Raw genomic sequence first — 16,636 nt, forward strand, 5'->3', positions numbered from 1 at the left:
GCCCGATGGGGCGGAGGAGGGGTCAGTGCGGCCCCGAAGCCAGCAACTTCTTCCCCCTCAGTCGCTCCGCGACAGCTCCCCCTTCAGGGGGAGCATCTCGGCCGAAGCCTCACCCCGCGTCGTTCAGCCCGGACGCCGGCTTCCAGTCGAACAGCGCCTGCAACGTCCGAACCGCCTCGCCACGCGGCGAGGTCAGGGCCGGATCCCGGGCCAGGATCAGGCGGGCGTCGTCGGCGGCCACCGCGATCAGGTCGCGATGGGCCACCGGGTCGGCCAGGCGGTAGGCCGGGAAGCCGCTCTGCTTGAGGCCCAGCGGATCGCCGCCGCCGCGCAGTTCCAGGTCCTTCTCGGCGATCTCGAAGCCGTCGTCGGAGCGCCGCAGGATGTCCAGCCGCTGCTGGGCGACTTCCGACAGCGGCGGGTCGTAGAGCAGCACGCAGGAGCTTTCGCGCATCCCGCGACCCACTCTCCCGCGAAGCTGGTGCAGCTGCGCCAGGCCGAAGCGGTCGGCGTGCTCGATGACCATGATGCTGGCGTTGGGCACGTTGACGCCCACCTCGACCACCGTGGTGGCCACCAGCACCCCGACCTCGCCGTCGACGAAGGCCTGCATGACGGCGTCCTTCTCGGCGGCGGGCATCTGGCCATGCACCAAACCAACACGCGGCCCCAGGATCTTCCGCAGGTCGGCGGCACGGTCCTCGGCGGCGCGCAGGTCGACCTTCTCGGACTCCGAGACCAGCGGGCAGATCCAGAACGCCTGCGCGCCGCCCTCGATGGCCGAGCGCAGGCGATCGACGATCTCGGGCACGCGCGGCGTCGGCGCGGCGCGCGTGGCCACGGGCGTGCGGCCCGGCGGCTTCTCGTCGATACGCGAGACGTCCAGGTCGCCGAACACGGTCAGTTCCAGCGTCCGCGGGATCGGGGTGGCCGACATGGCCAGGAGGTGCACCCCTTCGCCCTTCTCCTGCAGCCGCCGGCGCTCGTTGACGCCGAACCGGTGCTGCTCGTCGATGATGGTCAGGGCCAGGTTCTGGAAGGCCACGTCGTCCTGGAACAGGGCGTGGGTGCCCACCGCCACGGCCGCCGAGCCGTCGGCCAGCTTCTGCAGCTTGGCGGCGCGGGCGCCGCCCTTGTCGCGGCCGGTCAGCAGCACGACGGCGAGGCCTTGCGCCTCGAGCGGCGGGGCCAGGGTCTCGTAGTGCTGGCGGGCCAGGATTTCGGTCGGGGCCATAAGGGCCGACTGGAAGCCGGCGCCGGCCGCGTCGGCCATGGCCAGCATGGCCACCACCGTCTTGCCCGAGCCGACGTCGCCTTGCAGCAGGCGGCTCATCCGCTCGCCATGGGCCAGGTCCCCGCGCACCTCCGACAGGGCCCGCACCTGGGCGCCGGTCAGGCGGAAGGGCAGGGCCTTCTCGGCCGCCTCGGCCAAGGGGCCGGAGACGATGCGCGGCCCAGGCTGGGCGCGCTTGCCGGCCTTGCGCTGGGCCAGGGCCAACTGGTGGGCCAGTAGCTCGTCATAGGCCAGCCGCCGGCGCGCCGCCGACATCGGCGACATGTCGATCTCGCCTTCGGGCCCGTGCAGGCGCTCGAAGGCCTCACGCCAGGGCGGCAGGCCCTCGCGGGCCATCCAGGCCGCATCCTGCCATTCGGGCAGGTCCTGGGCGCGCGACAGGGCCTCTTGGGCGAACCTGCGGAAGGTGCGCGAGGGCAGGCCCGCCGTGGCCGGATAGACCGGCTCGATCGGCGGGATCTCGTCGATCCGCTCGGCCTCGAGCATGTAGTCGGGATGGGCGACCTGGATCTCGGAGCCGAAGCGCTCGACCTTGCCGCTGACGGCCCGTCGCGTTCCGGCCGGATGCTGGCGCTCCAGGTGCGGGCCGTGGCCCTTGAACCAGACCAAGGTGACGAAGCCCGTCTCGTCCCAGCCGCGGATCCGCCAGGGCTGGCCCGAGCGCTGCGGCGGCAGGTGCGCGTCGATGGTGACGACGAAGGTCTGGACCTGGCCGTCCTGGGCCAAGGCGGCCGTGGTCGCTGTGCGGCGGATCAGGCTTTGCGGCGGCGTGAACAGCACGTCGCGCACGATCGGCCCGGCCAGCTTCTCGACCAGGGGCGCGACGCGGGGCCCGACCCCCTTGAGGGTCGAGATCGCGGCGAACAGGGGAAAGAGCGACTCGGGACGCATCGGCGGAAGGATAGCCAAGGCAAGGTGTTCTCGTCCCGTTCGCCTTGCGCGAATTTGTGGACCGGACTGACTAACGGCCTCGCTTACCGGAGACTCGCCCATGCCCTTCGCCACCCATCGCGGCCAGAAGATCCACTATACGGTGGAGGGGCAGGGACCGCTGGTGGTGCTGCAGCACGGCCTGTTCATGGACGCCGAAAGCTGGCGCGCCAACGGCTTCGTCGCCGCCCTGAGCAAGCGCTTCACCGTGGCCTGCATCGACTCCCTGGGCCATGGCCTCAGCGACAAGCCGGCCGATCCAGACCTCTACGCCCAGGACCAGCGGGCGGGCGACATCGTGGCCGTGCTCGATGCTTTGGGCGCGGAAAAGGCGCACATGGTCGGCTACTCGATGGGCGGCTGGATGGCGGTGGGCGTGGCCAAGCACTACCCCCAACGCTTAGCCTCGCTGACGATCGGCGGCTGGGACCTGTCAGGCGGCGTGCCCAAGGGACCGGCCGGGCCGATCCGGTTCGACATCTTCTGGGGTTTCAGCCAGCAGGTCGCGCCGGTGCTGGTCAGCTGGGTGACGCCGGAGGTCCTGCCGGCCATGCAAGCCTGCTTCGAGGCGCTGAACGTGCTGGACGGCGCGGCGCAGGCGGTGCTGGGCGCAGGCGTTCCGGTGCTGTTGTGGGACGGGACGGCGGATCCCTATCACGCACCGTCCCAGGCCTTCGCGGCGGCCAACGACCTGCCGTTCCTGTCGACGTCGGGCGACCACCTGCAAGCGATCCTGTCGCCGCAAGCCGAAGTGGTCGCAAGGCTCGGCGAGTTCTTCGCCGAGGCCTGACGCGATCAGTCTTCCGCTTGCGCGGGGTTGCCCACCGGCGACAGCTCGGCCAGCAGGTCGGCCAGTTCGTCGGCGCGCGCGGCGCCAGAGACGTTCAGGCGGATGTAGAGGTGCTCGGCGCTGTGTTTCTCGGCCGCCTCGGCGAAGCCGCGGGTCGAGTCGTGCAGATTGTTGGCCTCGCCGGCGAACACCACGACGCCTTCGGCGTTCACATAGAGGTAGTTGCCGGCGATCGTGGTGCGCGGGTCGCGATCCTCGGCCAGCTTGTAGCGATAGACGGCGCCCGAAGCGCCTTTCAGGTCGATATAGGGTTTCACGAATCCTCGCCTCTAGACACACGCGGCGTAGCCCGGGAGGGGTGCGGGGCGCCAGAGGCTAAATTATGGCTGCAAGCTTCGCAATTTGCTGAGAAACCTTTGTGTTCGTTCTTCGCGGGGTTCGGCGAACAGGGTCGCCGACGGGCCTTCCTCCAGGATCGCGCCCTCGTCCATGAAGATCGTCCGGTCGGCGACCTCGCGGGCGAAGTCCATCTGGTGGGTGACGATGACCATGGTGCGCTTCTCGGCCGCCAGGTCGCGAATGACCGCCAGCACCTCGCCCACGAGTTCGGGATCGAGCGCCGAGGTCGGTTCGTCGAACAGAATGACCTCCGGATCCATGGCCAGGGCCCGGGCGATGGCGCAGCGCTGCTGCTGGCCGCCGGAGAGGGCGCCGGGATAGGCGTCGGCGCGATGGGCCAGCCCCACCTTGGTCAGCAGCTCCAGGGCCCGTTCCCGGGCCTTGGCGGGCGGATCGCCGCGCACGACGATCGGCGCCTCGGCGACGTTCTCCACCGCGGTCTTGTGCGGGAACAGGTTGAAGTTCTGGAACACGAACCCGACCCGGCCCTGCAGGGCGCGGGCCAGGGGGACCTTGCCGCCGGACGCGACGCCGGCGATCGACAGGGTCCCGCCGTTCAGCGCCTCCAGGCCCGCCAGGCAGCGCAGCAGGGTGCTCTTGCCCGAGCCGCTTGGACCGATGACGGCCACCACCTCGCCGGGCGCGACCGTCAGGTCGACGCCGTTCAGCACCGCCGTGTCGCCAAAGCGCTTGGATAGGCCCTTGGCCTCGATGGCGCTCATCGGCGGGCCTCCGCGCGGCGTTCCAGCCAGCCCTGGCCCAAAGCCAGCAGGCTGGAGACGATCCAGTAGATGGCCGCGGCGCTGAGATACATGGCGAAGATCTCGTACGTCCGGGCGGTGATCAGCTGGGCCTGGCGGAACAGTTCGGGCACCTGGATGGTCGCGGCCAGCGAGGTGTCCTTCACCAGGCTGATGAAGCTGTTGGACAGCGGCGCCACGGCGGTGCGGGCGGCCTGGGGCAGGATGATCCGGCGCATGGCCTGGCCGCGCGTCAGGCCCAGCACGGCGGCGGCTTCCCATTGGCCCTTGTCGACCGCGGCGATGGCGCTGCGCAGGATCTCGCCGGCGTATGCGGCCACGTTCAGGGAAAAGCCGATGCCGGCCGCCGCCAGCGGCGGCAGCTCGACGCCGAACTGGGGCAGGCCGTAATAGATCAGGAACAGCTGCACCAGGAGCGGCGTGCCTCGGAACGCCGAGACATAGATCGCCGCCGGCCAGCGCAGGAGCGGCGAGCGCGATAGGCGCATCAAGGCCAGGCCAAAGCCCAGAAGCAGGCCCAGGCTCATGCCGATCACACTGAGCAGGACGGTGTAGACGGCCCCCTTCAGCAGCAGCGGCGCCGATTGGGCGATGAGCTCGGCGGCGGTCATGGCCTAGCGCGTCACGTCCAGGCCGAACCACTTCTGCGAAATGGCGGCCAGGCGTCCGTCGGCGCGCAGGGCGTCGATGGCCTCGTCGACCAGCACCTTCAGCGCCGGATCGCGCTTCATCACCACGCCCTGGCTCTGCGGGGCGAAGGGCGGGCCGGCGGCGATCAGGTCTGGCGCGGTCTTGAGGAAATCGGCGGCGACCAGACGGTCGTTCAGCACCGCGTCGATGCGGCCGGCCCGCAGGTCCTGGTACTTGGTCGGGTCGTCGTCGTAGGTGCGGACCTCGGCCTTGGGCTGGTTCTGGCGCAGCCACTGCTCGTAGTGGGTGCCCAGGCCGACGCCGACCTTCTTGCCGGCGAGGTCGGCCGGACCGGCGATACCCGCCTTGCCCTTGGGAACGATGATCAGGATGCCCGAGACCGTGTAGGGCTTGGAAAAATCATATTTGGCCGCCCGTTCGGGCGTGATGGTGATCTGGTTGATGACGACATCGGTGCGGCCCGATTCCAGTGCGCCCAGCAGGCCGGCGAACGGCGCGGCGACGAACTGCGGCTTCACCTTCATCTGGTCGGCCAGGGCCCTGCCGAACTCGACGTCGAAGCCGGTCAACTGGCCGTCGGGACCCTGGAAGTTGAACGGCGGATAGGTGCCTTCCAGGCCAATACGCAGGGTCTTGGTCGCTTCCACGCGGGCCGCGCCGCCCTGGCCGCCGGCCGCGTCCTTGCCGCCGCAGCCGGCCAGGGTCAGCGCGCTGCCGGCTCCCAGGCCGAGCAGGATGTCACGGCGAGCGGGGAATCGCATGGCGGGCCTCGAAGCAAAGGTCATCGGTCCAGTTCTATACCGCTGCGCCGGCGCCGCCAGGGTCAAGGCGCTTGCGTCGGCCTCAGAACACGACCTGACGGCGATTTAACCTGACGCGGACCGTTCGCTCTGGCTTGCTGCCGACGGTTTGCTTTTCGGGGGAAGCACGGATGGCTCAGACCTTCGATCCGGCCGCGGCCACGGCGGCCTACCTGGCGCAGATTTCGCCAGAGGCGCACGCCAAGGCGCTCGCCTATACGCACGGCGGGCACTGGCTGCTGTTGTGGGGGGCGCTGGTCGCCTTGCTGGTCGCGTTCCTGATCGTGCGCAGCGGCGTGCTCGTGGTGCTGCGGCGCAGGTTCGAGGGACGCCGAAACCGACCGCTGCTGGTCAGCTACTGGATCGGCGGGCTCTACATCGTCTTCGACGCCGTGCTGTCGCTGCCCTGGAGCATCTACAGCGACTGGTGGCGGCCCAGGCAGTACGGCCTGACCAGCCAGAGCTTCATCGGCTGGTTGACGGAGAGCACGATCCTGCTGGTCCTCACCGGCCTGATCGGCGGCCTGTTCTTTGCCTTCCTCTACGCCCTGATCCGCAAGGCGCCGCGCACCTGGTGGCTGTGGGGCGGCGGACTGACCGCGATCTTCATCGCCATCGGCATGCTGCTTGGGCCGCCCTACATCGAGCCGATCTTCAACAAGTATGCGCCCGCGCCGGCCGGTCCGGTTCGTGACGAGGTCGTCGCCATGGCGCGTCAGGTCGGCGTGCCGTCCGACAAGATCTTCATCTACGACGGGTCCAAGCAGTCGAACGCCTACACGGCCAACGTCTCGGGCCTGTTCGGCTCGGCTCGGGTGGCGATGAGCGACACGATGTTCAAGAAGGGCGCGGACATCGCCGAGGTGCGTGGCGTCGTCGGACACGAGATGGGCCACTACGCCCATCAGCACGCCTTGTGGATCGTGGGCGTGACGAGCCTGCTGGCGATCCTGGCCTTCTTCCTCGTCGACAGGCTGTTCGCGCCGGCGTCTCGATTGCTGGGCGGCGAGGGGATCAGGGGGCTGTCCGATCCTGCCGGTCTGCCGGTGCTGAGCGCGGTGCTGGCCGTGCTGCTGCTTCTGGCGACGCCGGTGACAAACAGCCTGATCCGCATCATCGAGAGCGACGCCGACCGCTACAGCCTCGTCCACTTCGACGAGCCGGACGGCCTGGCCAAGGCGCTGGTGAAGACGGTCGAGTATCGCTCCGCCACGCCCGGGCGCCTGGAGGAGGTGATCTTCTACGACCATCCGGCCGTGGGGCGCCGCATCCTGCGGGCCATGGAATGGAAGGCCGCGCATCCGGGGCCGGTCTCGCAGGCGGCGCCCGACGCCGTGGCCAAGGCGGCTTTCGCCGACCGCATTGTGGTGTTCCCGAACCTTCCCGTGGGAATGGACGGCATAGCGCTCAGGGCCGACGGGACCTGGTTCGAGCGGCACGACTTCGGCTGGTCGAAGGGGCGCTACGCCGTCGCCGGCGGAAAGCTGTGCCTGGACGAGGAGCGCGGCTCACGCCGCTGCTACGCCATCGGCCGGACGCGCGACGGCTGGACGTTGGCCCAGGGCGCCGGCGCGCCGGTGGCCGTGGTGCTGGAGCGCATGCGAGCCTCGGCCTCGCCCGGATGAAGCGGTGCGAAGGCCATTCTCGGGAATGGCCTCCGACCGGGCGGCTCGCGGCTAGCGCTTCCTGACGAACACCGTGCCGGCCGAGTAGCCGGCGCCGAAGCTGCAGATCAGGCCCGTGTCGCCAGCGGCGAAGTCGTCGTTGGCGCTGTGGAAGGCGATGATCGAGCCGGCCGAGCTGGTGTTGGCGTACTCGTCGAGGATGATGACGTTCTCGCCGGCCTCGGGATCGCGGCCCAGCACCTTGCGGGCGATCAGGTCGTTCATGTTGATGTTGGCCTGGTGCAGCCAAAGGCGCTTCAGGGCCGTGGCGTCCAGGCCGATGTCGCCTGCGTGCTCGACGATCATCTCGCTGACCATCGGCACCACCTCGCGGAACACCTTGCGGCCTTCCTGCACGAACAGCTTGTCCCTGGCGCCGACGCCTTCCGGGGCGGCGTTGTTGAGGAAGCCGAAATTGTTGCGGATGTTGTTGGAGAACTGGGTCTTCAGGCGCGTGCCGAGGATCTCCCAGCCGCCCGTCGCCTGCGAGGCCTCTTCCAGGATCACGGCCGTGGCCACGTCGCCGAAGATGAAGTGGCTGTCGCGGTCCTTGAAGTTCAGGTGGCCCGAGCAGATCTCCGGATTGACCATCAGCACCGCCTTAGCGCTGCCGGTGGCGATGAAGTCGGCAGCGGTCTTGATGCCGAAGGTGGCCGACGAGCAGGCCACGTTCATGTCGAAGGCGAAACCTTCGATGCCCAGGGCCTGCTGCACCTCTATGGCCATGGCCGGATAGGCGCGCTGCATGTTGGAGGCCGCGCAGATCACCGCGCCGATCTCGCTGACCGGCTTGCCCCAGGCGGCGATGGCCTGTTCGGCGGCCTTCACCGCCATCTCGGCCAGAATCGAGATCTGGTCGTTGGGGCGCTCGGGCAAATTCGGACGCATGACCTCGGGGTCGATGATCCCGTCCTTGTTCATCACGTAGCGGGCCTTGATGCCCGAGGCTTTCTCGATGAACTCCGGCGAGGAGGGGGCGAGCGCCGTGACTTCGCCGGCGGCGATGGCGTCCGCGTTGGCGGCGTTGAAGCGTTCGACATAGGCGTTGAAGGCGTCGACCAGTTCTACGTTCGAGATGCTGAACGGCGGGGTGTAGAGCCCCGTGGCGGCGATGACGGCTTGATGCAAGGCGGCGGTCCCGATGGGCCGGCGCGCGACATGGGCGCGCCGATCTGATCACTGTTTGGACGCGATCAATAGCACGCCCCGCGCCGCCGTCACCTCCCTGGAGGGCGTGTCTTCGCCGCATCGCCCGCGGCTATTCGACCTGCCGCAGCGGAACTTTCGGCGGGCGGCCATAATCACCGGTCCAAATGTCTGAAACGTCACGCAATGGCCCCAAACAGGTCAGGGTGCGGTCAAATACGGGCCTCGTTGCCCCAATACCCAAAGGAGGCTGAGGGAGCACAAGAAATCCCAGTACCAGGAGTAAAAATAATGAAGGTTCTCATGTCTGCGGCCGTGGCCGCCATGTCGGTCGCTGCTGTTCCGGTCCTGGCCCATGCTCAATCGAGCTCGCCGGAGATCTACGGCAATCTCGGTTACAACAGCTCGCGCGCCGAAGGCGCCGACACGGGCGCCATCCAGGGCCGCCTGGGCGCCAAGCTGACCCCGCACTTCGGCGTCGAGGGTGAACTGTCCGGCGGCGTGAAGGACGACAACATCGACCGCGCCGGCGTCCGCTCCAGCATCGAGCAGACCCACTCGGCCGCCGTCTATGGCGTCGGCTTCCTGCCGGTGACCCCGAACATCGACCTGATCGGTCGCGTCGGCTACGGCAACACCCAGTTCAAGCAGAAGCTGGCCGGTGTGGAGAACAAGTTCGACGCCGACAGCGTCAACTATGGCGTCGGCGCCCAATACAAGTTCGACGACAAGAACGGCGTGCGCGTCGACTACACGCGTCAGCAGTTCCGCGACAACGACGCCGACGACGCCAACGTCGTGTCGGTGGGCTACGCCCGCAAGTTCTAAGGCCTAGGCCCAAAGAAAAAGCGCGCCGCTCTCCTTGCGAGGGCGGCGCGCTTTGGCTTGCCTCGTCGAAGCCTCAGGCGAAGGTTTCGGCGGCGTCCGTGTGGGTCTGTTTCGGGTCCGGGCCGAACTTGTTGGGGCCTGTGGTGCCGGGCAGGATGTAGAAGACCAGCAGCACGATCGCGCCGATCAGCGGGATCAGGCCGATCAGGATCCACCAGGCCGAGCGGTCGGTGTCGTGCAGGCGGCGGAACGAGACCGCGAGGCTGGGAATGAACATCGCCAGCGAGAAGGCCAGGTTCACCAGGCTGAGCGCGTCGAAGCTGCCATTCTCCAGGCTATCGAAGCCGCCCGTGGCGATCCGCAGGATCGTGATGGCGATGCTGACGGCGAAGGTGAACAGCGCGAAGAGCCAGTATTCCGAACGACGCGCCCGTCCAGAGAACTGCGCATATTTGCGCAGCGGTTCGAACATCAAAGACATACCCGTTTCCCTTACCCCGCGTGATGCGTGCGGTTCGCAACTTGAGCGGCGAATCCGGCCGCGTAAACCCCCGTTCTGCCGCTTGACGTGATCGCTGGTCGGCCAGACCTTCGACCAAAACGGGGGAGGAGGCGGCGATGGACAACGCGCTGCTCATACAATTTCTGGGCTCGGCGCTGGCCGTGGCCCTGCTGGTGGGACTGTCGGCCTGGGCGCGGATCGCCCGGCCGTCGCCTCCGCTGGACGAGGTCGCGGCGCGAGCGCTGCTGGCCGAGGAGTTTCCGGATCATCGGGCCGAGACGCTCTGGATCGCCGGCGACGGCGCTGCCGTGGTCGCCCATGCGGGCGACCTGGCGCTGGTGCTCTGGCGGAAGGGCGACGGCTACGTGGCCCGCTCTGCGGCCTGGCGCGAGGTCGTGGCGGCCAGTCCAGTCGAGGGGCGAGTGCGGCTGGCCTCCGTCGACGGCGCGCCGCGGATCCGCCTGGGCGAGCGCGGCTGGCCGCCGCTGGAGGCGGCCGCATGAAGCCCGCCTTCGATCCTGTCCAGCTCGCGATCCCGTTCTTCGTAATCGCAATCGTGCTGGAGGTCCTGCTTGCCCGTTTCGGCAAGGCCAGGGCCAACTATGAACCGCGTGACGCGGCGACCTCGCTGATGATGGGACTGGGCAGCACGATCGCGGGGCTGCTGACCGGCGGCGCGGTGTTCGCCGCCAGCCTTTGGATCTACCAGCATCGGCTGCTTACGATCCCGATGACGGCGATCTGGGCCTGGGTCGCGCTCTTTTTCGCCGAGGACCTGACCTATTACTGGTTCCATCGCCTCAGCCACGAGCGGCGGTTCTGGTGGGCCAGCCACGTCAACCACCACAGCTCCACGCACTACAACCTGACGACCGCTCTACGGCAGACCTGGACGGGCGGCGTGGCGGGGACTTGGCTGCTGTGGCTGCCGCTGTCGTTCCTGGGCTTTCCGCCGGCCATGGTGGCGATCCAGAAGGGGATCAGCCTCGTCTATCAGTTCTGGATCCATACCGAGGCGGTGCGACGCATGCCGGCCTGGTTCGAGGCGGTGTTCAACACGCCTTCACACCACCGGGTGCACCACGCCCGCAACCAGCGCTACCTCGACGCCAACTATGCGGGGATCCTGATCATCTGGGACCGGATGTTCGGCACCTTCATCGCCGAAGACGACGCCGAGCCCTGCCGTTACGGGATCGTGCGGAACCTGCCGAACTTCAATCTCTTCACCAACGTCTTCCACGAGTGGATCGGCATCGGGAAGGACCTGGCCGGAAGCCGTTCGCCGCGCGAGGTTCTCGGCTATCTCCTCGGCCCGCCGGGGTGGAGCCCCGACGGGTCTCGCGAGACCTCCCACACGCTCAAGGCCAGGTGGCGGGCGCGGGAGGAGAGGGCGGCAGCCGAGCTCAAGGGAGAAATCCCCGCCCTTCGACAGGCTCAGGGTGAGGATCTACTGCAAGGCCGGAACTAGCCCTCATCCCGAGCTTGTCAAAGGACGAGGGCTAATTCCCCCGATGTCTACTTCGCCTTCGCCAGCTCCACCGCATAGACGTGGTTGGCGCCGTGCATGTTGGAGCGGAACACCAGCCACTTGCCGTCGGGCGTGAAGTTGACGTTGGGCTCCAGCCGGTAGTCGTGGCCGCTCATGTTGACCAGCTTCTCGGCGTCGATGACGCCGGGGCGGATCAGGTGTTCGGCGTCGGCGGCGTGGATGCCGGCGACGTCCGGAATGCCGCGCGGGTGCATCAGGTACAGCCACTTTCCATCCGGCGCGTGGGCGACCATCTCGCTGTCGCCGCCGTCGCCGGCGAACAGCTTGCCGTCCGGGCTGGTGTTGAAGTGCACCGACCAGGCGTTGCGCTCGACATGGTACCAGGTGCGCTTGCCGGTCGCGATCTCGTAGCCGGCGACCCAGAAGTCTTCGCCGCGCGGGGTCTGCAGATCGTACCAGACGGTCTTGCCGTCGGCGCTGAACCACTCGTGGCCGGCGATCTCCATGTTCATGGTGCGCGTGTGGATCTTCACCGGCTTGGCGTTCGCCTGGTCGGTGCGCAGCAGCCACAGCCGGTCGACCTTGTGCCAGGGACCCTCGTGGCAGAACATCAGCAGGTTCGGGTCGGTCGGCGAGAACTGCAGGTGGTTCAGCCAGTCGGTGGCCGCGTGCACCACGCGCTTTTCGCCGGTGCGGGTGTCGATGACGAACATCTCCATCGGGATCTTCGACTCTAGCCGCTCGTTCAGCCGCACCTCCTTGGCCTCGGCGAAGCTCAGCGGCTTGCCGTCCGGGCCATTGGCGGCGTAGTCGGCCTGGTCGAAGCGGTTGTCGCGCTTGAGCATGCCGTCGGGGCGGGTCTCGATCTCGGGCTTGGTCACGACCACGCCGCCCAGGAGCGTCTGGTCGGCGTTGATCGTCTGGATGTCGCCGCGGTCGAACCTGGCGACGACGCGGACCTTCTTGCTGTCGATGTCGACGGCCTTGACCACCCGGGTTTGGCCCTCGGTGACGATGTAGTAGGCCGAGCGGGTCTTGCGGCCGACGAACAGGAACTTGCCGTTCTCCTCGACCAGCGGCGCCAGCTTGCGGGTGGCCAGCTCGATCGTGCTCAGGCCCTTGGGCGTGGCGATGACCAGCTTGTCGCCCTGGGGCGTGTAGCCGTTGTAGTTGAAGTAGAGGCTGCTCGAGCCCGGCTCGTCCGACAGGCGCACGACGCGATGGCCGGTGTCCTTGTCGATCCATTCGCGCGGCGGCGCGGCCGGCGCCTGGGCGAAGGCGGGGGGAGCGAGGGCGGGCAGGGCGACGGCGAAGGCGGTCGCCAGGCCGATCAGGACGTTTTTCATGGCTTCACCTTCACGGCGACGACGTTCGGACGCGCGGGGTTCTTCATGCCGTGGCCCAGGTAGAAGCTGGTGTGCGGCGGCTGGTTGTAGGCGGTGTTCTGCCAGGCGATGCCGGCGCGATAGACCGGATCGTGCATCAGCGTGACCAGGCGGCGGTCAGTCGGGTAGGGCGTCACGTAGATGCGCAGGAAGGTATTGTCCTCCGAGCGCAGGATCACCTCTTCGCGCCAGTCGCCCAGGATGTCGGCCGACAGGGTAGGGGTGGCCTTGGTGCCGTTGTTCGAAGTCATGCCCTCGGCGTTCAGCAGCACCTTGCTCTCGCCCTTGAGCCAGTCCCACTTGAAGATCTTGTTGCGGTCGAGCAGCTCGCGCAGTTCGTCGCCGTCCCACCAGACGCCGAAGTTCATCTGCGGCGGATGCTTGACGCCTTCGATCGGCTTGCCCTTGACGGTGTAGAGCGTGCTGGAGTTGCTGGCCCAGGCTTCGGCGCCCGGGAAGCGGGGATCGATGTCGAAGGCCACGCCGCGGCCGGTGTCGCTTTCGGTCGGGGTGGTCCAGAGAACTTCGCCGGTCTTGGCGTCGACCATTGCCGAGCCGATACCGCCGTTGGCCTTTGGGCTCTCGTTGACGCCGAAGCGCTCCAGGCCCGGACGTTCCGGATCCAGATCGCCCAGGTGCAGAGCGTCGCCGTGATAGAGCTTGGCGGTCCACAGCGGCTTGCCGTCGGCGTCCAGCGCCATCGAGCCGTAGACGATCTCGTCGCGGCCGTCGCCGTTGACGTCGCCGATCGAGAGCTGGTGGTTGCCCTGGCCGCCGAAGCCTTCGGGCACGCCGGGCGCTGCACTGTCGAACAGCCAGCGCTGGGTGATCTTGCCGTTCTTGAAGTCCCAGGCGCTGATCGTGGTGCGGGCGTAGTAGCCGCGGCCCATGATGATGCTGGGATGTTCGCCGTCCAGATAGGCCGTGCCCGCCAGGAAGCGGTCGGAGCGGTTGGCGTAGCCATCGCCCCAGAGCTTGGTCATCTGCTCGGCGCTGGGCGAGTCGGTGTCCGGAGCGCGCGGGGCGGCGAAGGGAACCGAGTCGAGCGCCGCGCCGGTGCGGCCGTCGAACACGGTCAGGAACTCGGGGCCCCTGAGGATGCGGCCGGTGAGCTTGGCCACCTTCGTACCGTCCGGTTTGATCTCGGCTCCGGTCTTGTCGTTGGTCGGGCGCTCTTCAGGCCCCTCGCGCCAGTCGGCGTTGGCGTCGCCCAGCACCTTGCCCGCGCCGTCGATCGTGCCGTCCGCGGTGCGCACGGCGATCTCGGCGCGGCCGTCGCCGTCGAAGTCGAAGACCTGGAACTGGGTGTAATGGGCGCCGGCGCGGATGTTGCGGCCCAGGTCGATGCGCCAAAGGCGCTTGCCGTCCAGGGTGTAGGCGTCCAGCAGCACCGGCCCGGTGTAGCCCGAGAAGGCGTTGTCCTTGGAGTTGGTCGGATCCCACTTCAGGACGATCTCGTAGCGGCCGTCGCCATCGAGGTCGCCGACGCTGGCGTCGTTGGCGGTGTATTCATAGGCGACGCCGTCCGGGGTCACGCCGCCCTTCGGCTTGTCGAGCGGGATGGTCAGGAAGCCGTCCTTCAGCGCGGTGGTCTCGCCCTCGACCGGGCCTTCCTTGCCCTTGGTCACCGTCTTGAGCGTGTAGCGCGCGCCGGCGACGCCGGCCTTGTCGACGAAGTTGGTGGCGAAGGCGAGCGGCTTGGCGTTCAGCTTCTTGCCGTCGCGATAGACGTTGAAGGCCAGGCCAAGGGCGTCCTCACCGGTATAGCGCCAGGAGACCAGCACGCCGCCGTCGATGGCCGGGGCGGCGACGAGGCCGCGATCGAGATGTTCGACCTGACGCGGAGCGGCGAGGGCGGGCAGGGCCAGCAACGAAGCGGCGGCCGAGGCCAGCATGGCGGCCTTGTGAAGGCGAAGAGGCATTGGGCTTCCCCCCGAGGGATTATGCGCGTTGTTGCCGCGATCTTCGCACGCCGACCGAAAGTCGCAACAAGTTTCCCATAAATTGCGGCGTTGTTTCATATAATGAAACTTCTGCTTTGCGGGTTGAGTTTGAGCTCCGATTTCGCTTCGTGGTTTGACTTGCGCGAGGCAGGTTGCGGAAGGGACAGTTTTTCTACGGGCCTCGCCCGAGAAATCTCAATTGACCCCATCGGCGCAGTGGAGATTTAAGCGCACCAACTTGGCGCCGCTTCGACGTCGAGGCGCAGCCCGCGCGTTTGTTCACTTTGAGGCCGCGAGCCGCAGCCGGAACCAGGACGACGATCAGGACATGACCGCCGAATCCCTTGCCGCGCAACGTCCCGCCGTGGCGCGTCGTCCGCTGTTTCGCCGTCGGTCCGCGATTCCCGGCTTTGGCCTGACCCTGGGCGTCACGCTGTCGATCCTGTCGCTGGTCGTGCTGATTCCGCTGTCGGCCGTGGCGCTGAAAGCGGCGGAGCTGTCGCCGTCCGAATTCGTGGCCGCCGCCTTTTCCGAGCGCGCCCTGGCCGCCTATCGCCTGACCTTCGGCGCGGCCCTGGTCGCCGCCATCGCCAACGGCGTATTCGGCGTGCTGACCACCTGGGCGCTGGTTCGCTACGAGTTTCCAGGCAAGACCATCATCAACGCCCTGGTCGACCTGCCGTTCGCCCTGCCGACGGCGGTGGCTGGCATCGCCCTGGCCACCCTCTACGCGCCCAACGGCTGGATCGGTCAGTTCCTGACCCCGCTGGGCATCAAGGCCGCCTACAATCCGGCCGGGGTGACCATCGCCCTGATCTTCATCGGCCTGCCGTTCGTGGTCCGCACCATCGAGCCGGTGATGCGCGACCTGTCGGCCGACGTCGAGGAGGCTTCGGCAAGCCTGGGCGCGGGCCGCCTGCAGACCATCTGGCGGGTGATCCTGCCGGCGCTGGGGCCGGCCTGGCTGACCGGCTTCGCCATGGCCTTCGCCAGAGGGGTGGGCGAGTACGGCTCGGTGATCTTCATCGCCGGCAACATGCCCTACAAGTCCGAGATCGCGCCGCTGCTGATCATCATCCAGCTGGAGCAGTTCCAGTATGCCCAGGCCGCCTCGATCGCGGTGGTCATGCTGGTGGTCTCGTTCGTGATGCTGTTCGTCATCAACGCCATCCAGGCCTTTTCGCGGAGGTTCGTCTGATGGCGCGCGCCCGTCACCCCACCGAGGATCCGACCTGGGTCAAGGCGCTGGTCATCGGCGTCGTCATGGTCTTTCTGGCGCTGGTGCTGATCCTGCCGCTGGTCGCTGTCTTCGCCGAGGCCCTGCGCAAGGGCGTGCCGGCGGCCGTTGAAGCCGTCCTGCACGAAGACGCCCTGGCGGCGGTGAAGCTGACTCTGCTGACGGCGGCCATCGCCGTGCCGTTCAACGCCATCTTCGGCCTCTGCGCCTCCTGGGCCGTGGCCAAGCACGACTTCCCGGGCAAGTCGTTCCTGATCACTCTGATCGACCTGCCGTTCTCGGTCTCGCCGGTCGTGGCGGGCCTGATCTACGTACTGGTGTTCGGCATGCAGGGCTGGCTGGGCGAATGGCTGCTCGACAACGATCTGAAGGTCATCTTCGCCGTGCCCGGCATCGTGCTGGCCACCGTGTTCGTCACCTTCCCGTTCGTCGCCCGCGAGCTGATCCCGCTGATGCAGGAGCAGGGCACCAGCGAGGAAGAAGCGGCCATCTCCATGGGCGCCTCGGGCCTCTACACCTTCTGGCGGGTGACCACGCCCAACGTGCGCTGGGGCCTGCTGTACGGCGTCCTGCTGTGCAACGCCCGGGCCATGGGCGAGTTCGGCGCCGTATCGGTGGTCAGCGGCCACATCCGCGGCCTGACCAACACCATGCCGCTGCACGTCGAGATCCTCTACAACGAGTACGACTTCGTGGGGGCGTTCGCGGTGGCGGCCCTGCTGTGCCTGCTCGCCATCGTCACCCTCGTGCTGAAGACCGCCCTCGAAGTCGCTCAACCGGCCGTGCGCCGGGGCGGCCACTAAACGGAACGCCT

The 16,636-nt window shown here is 67.9% G+C and carries 16 protein-coding genes; 7 read left to right on the forward strand and 9 right to left on the reverse strand.

The window, feature by feature from the left end; translation table 11 throughout:
• Positions 1–109 precede the first annotated feature (109 nt).
• Complete coding sequence (recG, locus tag ACODR1_RS12660) at positions 110–2,185, reverse strand: ATP-dependent DNA helicase RecG (protein WP_488880810.1); 2,076 nt, start codon at positions 2,183–2,185, stop codon at positions 110–112.
• 100 nt (positions 2,186–2,285) lie between these two features.
• Here recG and ACODR1_RS12665 point away from each other — a divergent pair, with 100 nt between their 5' ends.
• Complete coding sequence (locus ACODR1_RS12665; protein ID WP_488880761.1) at positions 2,286–3,014, forward strand: alpha/beta fold hydrolase; 729 nt, start codon at positions 2,286–2,288, stop codon at positions 3,012–3,014.
• 5 nt (positions 3,015–3,019) lie between these two features.
• On the opposite strand, the gene ACODR1_RS12670 is transcribed toward ACODR1_RS12665, so the two are convergent.
• The 4 genes from ACODR1_RS12670 to tcyJ all read right to left on the reverse strand — a co-directional run bounded on the left by ACODR1_RS12670 (position 3,020) and on the right by tcyJ (position 5,586).
• Positions 3,020–3,331 carry a hypothetical protein gene (locus tag ACODR1_RS12670; RefSeq protein WP_488880762.1) on the reverse strand — a complete coding sequence of 104 codons (312 nt, stop codon included), beginning with the start codon at positions 3,329–3,331 and terminating at the stop codon, positions 3,020–3,022.
• 63 nt (positions 3,332–3,394) lie between these two features.
• Complete coding sequence (locus ACODR1_RS12675) at positions 3,395–4,135, reverse strand: amino acid ABC transporter ATP-binding protein (RefSeq protein WP_488880763.1); 741 nt, start codon at positions 4,133–4,135, stop codon at positions 3,395–3,397.
• Positions 4,132–4,785 carry a cystine ABC transporter permease gene (gene tcyL / locus ACODR1_RS12680; protein ID WP_488880764.1) on the reverse strand — a complete coding sequence of 218 codons (654 nt, stop codon included), beginning with the start codon at positions 4,783–4,785 and terminating at the stop codon, positions 4,132–4,134. The genes ACODR1_RS12675 and tcyL overlap by 4 nt, the downstream gene beginning before the upstream one ends.
• Before the next feature lie 3 nt (positions 4,786–4,788).
• Entirely contained in the window at positions 4,789–5,586 is a 798-nt protein-coding gene (gene tcyJ, locus ACODR1_RS12685; RefSeq protein ID WP_488880765.1) for a cystine ABC transporter substrate-binding protein, read from the reverse strand.
• Between the two features lie 170 nt (positions 5,587–5,756).
• Here tcyJ and ACODR1_RS12690 point away from each other — a divergent pair, with 170 nt between their 5' ends.
• On the forward strand, positions 5,757–7,250 hold the full coding sequence (locus tag ACODR1_RS12690; RefSeq protein WP_488880766.1) for a M48 family metalloprotease: 1,494 nt from the start codon (positions 5,757–5,759) through the stop codon (positions 7,248–7,250).
• A gap of 51 nt (positions 7,251–7,301) precedes the next feature.
• On the opposite strand, the gene ACODR1_RS12695 is transcribed toward ACODR1_RS12690, so the two are convergent.
• Positions 7,302–8,417: a beta-ketoacyl-ACP synthase III gene (locus ACODR1_RS12695; RefSeq protein WP_488880767.1), complete on the reverse strand. Its 1,116-nt coding sequence runs from the start codon at positions 8,415–8,417 to the stop codon at positions 7,302–7,304.
• Positions 8,418–8,726: 309 nt separating this feature from the next.
• On the opposite strand from ACODR1_RS12695, the gene ACODR1_RS12700 reads away from it, so the two are divergent.
• Positions 8,727–9,263 carry a porin family protein gene (locus tag ACODR1_RS12700; protein ID WP_101717738.1) on the forward strand — a complete coding sequence of 179 codons (537 nt, stop codon included), beginning with the start codon at positions 8,727–8,729 and terminating at the stop codon, positions 9,261–9,263.
• 73 nt (positions 9,264–9,336) lie between these two features.
• On the opposite strand, the gene ACODR1_RS12705 is transcribed toward ACODR1_RS12700, so the two are convergent.
• Complete coding sequence (locus ACODR1_RS12705) at positions 9,337–9,744, reverse strand: DUF805 domain-containing protein (protein WP_488880768.1); 408 nt, start codon at positions 9,742–9,744, stop codon at positions 9,337–9,339.
• Positions 9,745–9,881: 137 nt separating this feature from the next.
• On the opposite strand from ACODR1_RS12705, the gene ACODR1_RS12710 reads away from it, so the two are divergent.
• Both ACODR1_RS12710 and ACODR1_RS12715 read left to right on the forward strand, forming a co-directional pair.
• Positions 9,882–10,268: a hypothetical protein gene (locus ACODR1_RS12710; RefSeq protein ID WP_488880769.1), complete on the forward strand. Its 387-nt coding sequence runs from the start codon at positions 9,882–9,884 to the stop codon at positions 10,266–10,268.
• Positions 10,265–11,236 carry a sterol desaturase family protein gene (locus tag ACODR1_RS12715; protein WP_488880770.1) on the forward strand — a complete coding sequence of 324 codons (972 nt, stop codon included), beginning with the start codon at positions 10,265–10,267 and terminating at the stop codon, positions 11,234–11,236. Before ACODR1_RS12710 ends, ACODR1_RS12715 begins: the two co-directional genes overlap by 4 nt.
• Before the next feature lie 47 nt (positions 11,237–11,283).
• Here ACODR1_RS12715 and ACODR1_RS12720 read toward each other — a convergent pair whose 3' ends face one another.
• Together ACODR1_RS12720 and ACODR1_RS12725 are read right to left on the reverse strand one after the other, a co-directional pair.
• Entirely contained in the window at positions 11,284–12,603 is a 1,320-nt protein-coding gene (locus tag ACODR1_RS12720) for an oligogalacturonate lyase family protein (RefSeq protein ID WP_488880771.1), read from the reverse strand.
• Positions 12,600–14,564 carry a rhamnogalacturonan lyase gene (locus ACODR1_RS12725; RefSeq protein WP_488880772.1) on the reverse strand — a complete coding sequence of 655 codons (1,965 nt, stop codon included), beginning with the start codon at positions 14,562–14,564 and terminating at the stop codon, positions 12,600–12,602. The genes ACODR1_RS12720 and ACODR1_RS12725 overlap by 4 nt, the downstream gene beginning before the upstream one ends.
• A gap of 349 nt (positions 14,565–14,913) precedes the next feature.
• Between ACODR1_RS12725 and cysT the strand changes: the two genes are divergently transcribed.
• Together cysT and cysW are read left to right on the forward strand one after the other, a co-directional pair.
• The gene (cysT, locus tag ACODR1_RS12730; RefSeq protein WP_488880773.1) at positions 14,914–15,783 is read left to right on the forward strand and encodes a sulfate ABC transporter permease subunit CysT; all 870 of its coding nucleotides are present in this window, start codon (positions 14,914–14,916) and stop codon (positions 15,781–15,783) included.
• Positions 15,783–16,625, forward strand: coding sequence for a sulfate ABC transporter permease subunit CysW (gene cysW, locus ACODR1_RS12735; RefSeq protein ID WP_488880774.1), 843 nt, complete (start codon positions 15,783–15,785; stop codon positions 16,623–16,625). Before cysT ends, cysW begins: the two co-directional genes overlap by 1 nt.
• Positions 16,626–16,636 lie beyond the last annotated feature (11 nt).

This window comes from Caulobacter sp. FG7, from assembly GCF_057808875.1.